4 protein-coding genes are annotated in these 6,400 nt (G+C 44.2%); 2 read left to right on the top strand and 2 right to left on the bottom strand.

All coding sequences use genetic code 11. The features are described from left to right. Positions 1-133: 133 nt before the first annotated feature. Together AB6E51_RS09985 and znuA are read right to left on the bottom strand one after the other, a co-directional pair. The gene (locus tag AB6E51_RS09985) at positions 134-3,496 is read right to left on the bottom strand and encodes a helix-turn-helix domain-containing protein (RefSeq protein WP_372058947.1); all 3,363 of its coding nucleotides are present in this window, start codon (positions 3,494-3,496) and stop codon (positions 134-136) included. A 269-nt stretch (positions 3,497-3,765) separates the two neighbouring features. Next, positions 3,766-4,656 carry a zinc ABC transporter substrate-binding protein ZnuA gene (znuA, locus tag AB6E51_RS09980; RefSeq protein WP_372058944.1) on the bottom strand — a complete coding sequence of 297 codons (891 nt, stop codon included), beginning with the start codon at positions 4,654-4,656 and terminating at the stop codon, positions 3,766-3,768. 83 nt (positions 4,657-4,739) lie between these two features. On the opposite strand from znuA, the gene znuC reads away from it, so the two are divergent. Both znuC and znuB read left to right on the top strand, forming a co-directional pair. Continuing rightward, the gene (gene znuC / locus AB6E51_RS09975; RefSeq protein ID WP_017061943.1) at positions 4,740-5,519 is read left to right on the top strand and encodes a zinc ABC transporter ATP-binding protein ZnuC; all 780 of its coding nucleotides are present in this window, start codon (positions 4,740-4,742) and stop codon (positions 5,517-5,519) included. Continuing rightward, the gene (gene znuB / locus AB6E51_RS09970) at positions 5,519-6,304 is read left to right on the top strand and encodes a zinc ABC transporter permease subunit ZnuB (protein ID WP_017061944.1); all 786 of its coding nucleotides are present in this window, start codon (positions 5,519-5,521) and stop codon (positions 6,302-6,304) included. The genes znuC and znuB overlap by 1 nt, the downstream gene beginning before the upstream one ends. Positions 6,305-6,400 lie beyond the last annotated feature (96 nt).

Below are 6,400 nucleotides of genomic sequence, written 5' to 3'. Positions count from 1 at the left end.
CTCGTATCTCGTATCTCGTATCTCGTATCTCGTATCTCGTATCTCGTATCTCGTAGAAGCATAAGAAAGCCCCAACACGAATGTCGAGGCTAAAGTATCTTTATTTATGTTCTAGCTGAGTATCCGCTGCGTGCTACTCTTCGTTGTTTTCAGCAAACTTAGATGGTGACATGCCAAAGTGGTGCTTAAACCTTTGACTGAAATAGGAAGGGTCATTGAACCCCGAATCAAACGCCACATCAGAGATCTTCTCTCCAGCGAGTAAGCGCTCACACGCATGCTCTAGACGTACTTCATTCAAGTGCTCTTTGAAGGTCTTGTTGTAAGCCGATTTAAAGCGTCTCTGTAAGCTTCTCTCAGACATAAACAAATACTTAGCGGCAGTTGCAGTACTGAACTCGGCATCAGCGTAGTTTTCACTCACAAGCTGCGACACTCTGTTCTTCCACTCTTGTTCCGCTGTCAGTTTTTGTTGCTCTGGTGTTGAGGCGGCAAGCTTAATGGTTTCAATCTGTTCAATTGTGCTGGCTTCGAGATTGTCGAGTACTTGATACTCAATTGGCCACGAAAGCTGAACCTTATTTTGAGACTCCGAAACAAAGGCATTAAGCTCGCCACCGCTCTGATTCATCAATAGCGGCAGCTTTTCGATGTTAAGGTCGGTCGACTTTCCGGTATTGTCACCCATGCTTGATGCCAGCTTAGGGAAAGGCATGCCATGATCTCGAATGGTTACAACAAGATGCTCCTTAACCTCTTCAACCAGAACCACCATACTCTGCGACTTAAAGTTTCTCTTGATGATGCTCCCGACCAAGCTATTGAAGATAATATCGAGATTAAAATACAGCAACGAGACATATCGTTGTTTTGTTTCGACTTTAATATCCAGTTCAATACCGGCTTTGGTTAAGTCATCCTGCCAAGCTTTGAGTACCACCTCTAAGATTAAAATTATATCGTAACAAACTTGCCCTTCTCCTTGAGGCGTATTACTCAATTGAGCTAAGCCATTTTTCAAGGTTAGAATCGGCGACTTCCCGAGCTCGTCATTCCAATTCGGGAGCATCGCAGCAATATGATTCACTTCAGAAGAGAGTTCATTGGCAGTGTGAGACACAAGCGCATTCTTCACGGATAGCTGCTTTTTAAGCTGTTGATTAGTGGCGAGTAATATCCGGCTTTGGTGCCTCAATTGGTCTGTCTTCAGTGCAACTTGCGCTTTTAAGTGCCGGTTGGCAAAAGTGACATAACGCGAACGCCAAAAGACTAAGATAGTCACAACGCCAATCAGTAATATCAGAGAGCTTGCTGCAGCCCAATTGGTCAGATACCAAGGCTCCGCAATCGAGAAGCTTTGATTGGTTGACACAAAGCGATAATGGGAGCCTTTAACCGGCTTCACTTCAAGTGTGTAATCCCCTGGAAGAAGATGATCGAGCGTTAACAAGCCCCCTTCAAACTCACTCCAAGGTTCATCGTCGCTCAGTCGGTATTCCATCGCAGGTGCGAACGTTGCTGGTAAGATACCTAGCTTAAACCCCATCGATGAACCATAAGGAATCTCATCCAGCTCTGCCGTTTTCCCGCCAAGTGATACCGTTTGTTGGTCGACACTTATCTTACTCAACAAGGCACGGCTATGAGGTGTAGTTGATACCAGTAACTCGTTAGATAACGCGCTGACTACACCATACTTTGAGCCGAAAACAAGCCTCGAAGGTTGGCTATCTTGACTGTAAAAAAGAGCACACGCTCCTGCCGCCAGTTCATTGGTGATCAAACCAAATGGCGAACCTATGTGTTTATGCAGTTGCCCATCCAATCCGTAATAACTGATGCCTTTCGAAGAGCCTAACCAAACACCATTGTCATCGCTTATCAGGCAGTTGGGGCTAATATTGTCTTCAACAAGAGTGATTTCTTGAATAATAGAGCTGTCATCCGGGATTCGATACACGCCATAACTGCTCGCAAACCACTGCGCTCCATCCTTCGCTTTTTCAATATCGACGACTTTGCCAAACCGTTCGCTGGAACGACTAAAGCTAATTCGTTTATCAATGAACGAGTAGAAGCCATGATCCGTTCCTATATAGATGCGACCTAGCAAGCCTACATTGAGAGCGGTGATCTTCGCAGGCAAGAACTTGTCGACTAACCAGTCAGTGCCATAACTCGTCAGTTTCATGGTTTCGATAGATAACGAATAGAGGTTTTGCCCAGAGGTCATCCAAAGAACGTTATCGGCTTGAAGCGCAAGGTTTTCAACACGCACTCCCTCAATTGGCCTTGGTAAATCAAGGGCTTCGGGTTGTAGTGTTTCCGTATTTAGACTGATGATACCTTGTTCGGTCGCCAACCAAATGGAAGAGCCAAAGATCTCAAAATCATTAACAGGGTTAGAGTAAACACGAATTGGGTTCTCTTCACTTTCAGAATCAACCAAGTAGAGCCCCATTGAAGACGCGACCCAAGATAACTGGTCACTGACAGGCAGTACTTTATTGATCACCACACTACTCGAATGCATGCCCATTCCAGTTAGGGGTGTTCTCGAGAAGGTTTTGCTGAACAGTGAGAAGTATCGGATACCGTTGTTTGTCGCAACCCACAAACCACCAGCATGATCGTTTATCAACGAATATATTTTCTCACCCGGTAACGAGAAGTCTTGACTAGCGGCTTGTTCGAATCGAGTAATTTGTCCCGTAATAAAGTTGTAGCTAATAAGGCCGTGCTCTGTACCAATCCAATACTGGTCCGAAGTTTCGGCCAACGAGAGAACATGCGACCCTTTAACGATGGTCTCTTTGTCTGGGTTCGCGAGATCAACAATCACAGCACCATTTAAAGTACCGATCACTAACTCACGTCGAGCATTCGAAAAATAAACCGTCTCAATATGGTTTTTGTCTGATGCGGTGACATGGGTAAACTCTTGATTCTCTGAAAGGTAAACGCCAGAACTGGTCGCTAGCACCCACTTTGATAGTACCCACTCAGCGTCGTTAATCGCAATGTCACTGCTGTTATTGTATCGGTACAGTTTAAGTAGAGAGTAGGTGTTGAATTCTAAAGATTGAGTGTTGTAGGTATAGAAATTACTGCCGTCAGTAACCCAAATATAATCGCCTGATGCACCGATATTCGCTATTTCAGCGCCGGGACTTAGGCTAAACGCCAATTCGTTGCCAATTCCAGGGTTATGTCGATAGACCTCATTGTCGAAAAATGTCCAAAACTCATCGTTCAGAAAGGCGACTCTTTCCGAAGAAAATTGCAGTAAGCTTCCCTTGCGAGGGAATAGAGTTCGACCATCGTAAAAGAGTACTTTTCCATGCACATCATGAACCCAGAGCCCACCTCCGGCACCTAAATACAAGTTTTTAGCCGCAAGGAAATTCCCTTGCGCTTGAGCGGGCAAAGGATAGAAAACGGAGGGCGAGGTATTTACCGCTAGAACGCTAAATGAAATGCTCATTAACATGAACATTTTGAAGATAATTCGATACAACTCTTAATCCTGAACAGCAACAACACATGAAATTTTGGGTACCACAACGTCTTATCGTTGCTAAACCAAAAACTGAGTTTTTTTGTGCTTATTATTATCTTTCCATTTTAGCGGAAATTAGAAAAGGAGAAAGGAGGTTTGTTATTTGTTAGGAGGTTTTATCTTAGCGGTCACGAAAATGCCGCAAAAAGCGGCATGATTCATAAATTAACGAGAGCAAAGTAGAGTAAAGAATACTCGTTTATGACTTACTTCTCGTCTAAGCAACTTGTATAGCTATCTGTAAGTTGCTGAAGAAAATCGAAATAGCTTCCACTCTTCACTTCAACTGTTGAACCGATAGGGTCAAGCTGACCTTGTTTTGCGTTACTTCCGCGCGTCACTGATTCAATCACAGCAGGAGTGAATTGAGGCTCAGAAAACACACATTGAACGTTTTCACGTACTATCGTTTTCTTAATAGCGATCAGGCTTTTTGCACCCGGCTTACGCTCTGGGCTCACCGTAAAGTGACCTAAGTTATTTAGCTCAAACTCTTGCTCAAAGTAACCATACGCGTCATGAAAAACGTAGTAACCTTTGTCTTTCACGGGTGCAAGTTGCTCTCGAATAGACTGTTGCTTCTCTTTCAATGCAATCAGGAATGAATCGAGATTCTCTTGGTACGCCATTGCGTTGTCTGGATCAGATTCAATCAACTTAGCTGAGATGTATTTTGCAGCTACTTCAACTTGCTCGATACCTAACCAAAAATGCGGGTCATGGCTACCGTGGTGGTGCCCTTCATGTGCATCGTGGTCATGCTCTTCGTGTCCGTACTCTCGCAAGTTGATTCCGGGAATATCACTGATCTTGATAACATTTTCTTTTGAACCAATCACCTTAGTCAGAAAGGCTTCTAGGTCAGGGCCGAACCAGATGACCATATCGGCACTATGAACTTTTTTGACATCCGATGGCTTAAGCGCATAATCATGCGGCGAAGCATTGCTGTTCATCAACACATCCGGCTCACTAACGCCTTGCGTTAATTCTGTCACAATCATTTGAATTGGTTTAAAGCTTGTTAGAATAGTATTGGCACTTGCGACACTTGGCGCTAAAAGCAAAGTAGCAAGTATAAAAGATGAACGTGACATAATCCCTCGATAATAGAAAAGTAGCTTAGGCTTGAGGTAAATGTTACATTATAACATTAGCGAATTGCAAATGAGTTCTATTCATGGATAACTTAATCCAACTAGATTCTGTGAGCGTCGAATTTGACGGTCGAAAAGTTCTAGACAACATCTCTCTAAATTTAGAGCGCGGCAGAATCACCACCCTGATTGGGCCAAACGGTGCAGGAAAGTCGACATTAGTAAAAGTGGTACTGGGTTTACAGACCAAATTTTCAGGCACAATAACAAAAGCTAAAAAACTGAAAATTGGCTATGTACCACAAAAATTAAAGCTCAATGATTCCCTACCGCTCAACGTAGAGCGTTTTCTAAAACTCACTGGCAATTTCAGTCAGCAAGAGATCCTTGAAGCATTGAAGCTTGTTGGTGCTGAACATCTGCAGAAGAGTAACATGCACCAGCTATCTGGCGGAGAAAACCAACGTGTGCTCATTGCTCGTTCATTGCTAAGAAGACCAGATCTACTGGTTCTCGATGAACCGGCTCAAGGCGTCGACGTTCAAGGGCAAATAGACCTGTATGACTTGATTGACACCATTCGCCACCGCTTTGGTTGTGCCGTATTTATGGTTTCACACGATCTGCATTTAGTGATGGCAAAAACAGACGATGTTATCTGTTTACACCACCACATCTGTTGCTCAGGCGCACCTGCAGACATCAAACACCATCCTTCGTATATTGCGCTCTTTGGCACCGCGACCCAAGAGACGCTAGCGTTTTATCATCACCAACACGAACATCACCATCATGATCTCGCAGGCCAGCCTGTCGAAGGCGACGTGCATGAATGTTCAAACCATAAACACGGACACCACTAATGCTTGAGTTTCTTCTTCCCTCTATTTTGGCGGGTTTGGGTATTGCACTAATTGCAGGCCCACTAGGTTCATTCGTGGTGTGGCGTAAGATGGCTTACTTTGGTGACACGCTTGCTCACGCTTCTTTGATGGGCTTAGCACTTGGCTTTCTGTTCAACATTAACTTGTATTTCGCGCTGCTGATTTGTTGTTTGATGCTGGCCGTGTTGCTAGTGACTTTACAAAAACAAAAGCTGGTCGCGACCGATACCCTACTCGGTATTTTGGCGCACAGTGCGCTATCACTTGGTTTGGTTGCTGTCAGTTTCTTAGATAACGTTCGTGTTGACCTAATGAGCTACCTATTTGGTGACTTGCTGGCAGTATCTCCAACGGATTTAGTGTTCATCTATGCGGGTGCTGCTGTGATTGGATTAGTACTTGCTATCTTTTGGCGACCACTACTATCAACGACGGTTAACGAAGATCTCGCGGCGGTTGATGGCATCAACATTGATTTAATGCGTCTGATTCTGATGCTATTGGTCGGTATCGTGATTGCTGTCGGTATGAAGTTTGTTGGTGCGTTAATCATGACATCGCTACTGATTATTCCTGCAGCAACGGCAAGGAAATTCTCGAGCACACCTGAGCAGATGGCCTTCCTTGCATCAATTATTGGCTCTATCGCTGTATTCGGTGGATTAAGCTTGTCTTGGTTCTATGATACGCCTGCTGGCCCGTCTGTGGTTATCAGTGCGGCAGCAATGTTTATGCTATCTCAAATGGTTAGAAGTCGAGCTTAGCACTTAGCAGTACGATCTCGTATCTCGAAAACATAAAAAAAGGCTTGGTCAGTGACCAAGCCTTTTTAATATCGTTTCAATTAACTTCTATCTCAA

Source organism: Vibrio sp. 10N.247.311.47 (assembly GCF_041467535.1).
GTDB classification, from domain to species: Bacteria; Pseudomonadota; Gammaproteobacteria; order Enterobacterales; family Vibrionaceae; genus Vibrio; species Vibrio crassostreae_C.
The sequence above is the reverse complement of the archived record's forward strand: the minus strand, read 5'-3'. Positions and strand labels throughout refer to the sequence as shown.

Excerpts from the sequence above, each read along its gene's own strand:
- AB6E51_RS09985 (WP_372058947.1), bottom strand. The coding sequence starts at position 3,496 with ATGTTCATGTTAATGAGCATTTCATTTAGCGTTCTAGCGGTAAATACC.
- znuB (WP_017061944.1), top strand. The coding sequence starts at position 5,519 with ATGCTTGAGTTTCTTCTTCCCTCTATTTTGGCGGGTTTGGGTATTGCA.
- znuC (WP_017061943.1), top strand. The coding sequence starts at position 4,740 with ATGGATAACTTAATCCAACTAGATTCTGTGAGCGTCGAATTTGACGGT.
- znuA (WP_372058944.1), bottom strand. The coding sequence starts at position 4,656 with ATGTCACGTTCATCTTTTATACTTGCTACTTTGCTTTTAGCGCCAAGT.